The organism is Marinobacter vulgaris, from assembly GCF_003344045.1.
GTDB lineage: Bacteria > Pseudomonadota > Gammaproteobacteria > Pseudomonadales > Oleiphilaceae > Marinobacter > Marinobacter vulgaris.
Genome location: NZ_QFWX01000054.1, coordinates 1 through 379, shown reverse-complemented (window position 1 = coordinate 379; position 379 = coordinate 1). Strand labels below are relative to the sequence as shown.

Genomic DNA, 379 nt, shown 5'->3' with positions numbered 1-379 from the left:
GTCGATTGGTAAATGGACCGTGGAAGGAATTGAAACGCGTGCGCAACTGCTGGATTCTGATGGTCTGCTGCGTCAGTCTTCCGATCCGTACATCATGGTCCGCGAGGCCTACTTCCAGAACCATGACTTTATTGCCAACGGCGGTAAGCTGAAGCCGGAAGATAATCCGAACGCGAAAGCCATCGAGAACGAATTAAAAGATATCGATTCGGAATAAATAAAAAAGGTGAGCAATGCTCACCTTTTTTAATCGTGTTGGGATTAGAACGCGTAGTTGAAGTTGGTACCAAACAGCCAGGCTTTACCTTCAGAGGAAAACTCGTACGGGCCTTCCTGGAAGGTCACCTTCTGGCCATGCATGTACGACACGCCCGCGTCG

Annotated in this window: 1 protein-coding gene; it reads left to right on the top strand. The window is 49.3% G+C overall.

Translation table 11 applies throughout. The features are described 5' to 3' along the window. Nucleotides 1–217 (top strand): MlaA family lipoprotein (locus tag DIT71_RS17765; protein WP_199491052.1); only part of this gene is annotated, 217 nt, incomplete at its 5' end. Between the last annotated feature and the right edge of the window lie 162 nt (nucleotides 218–379).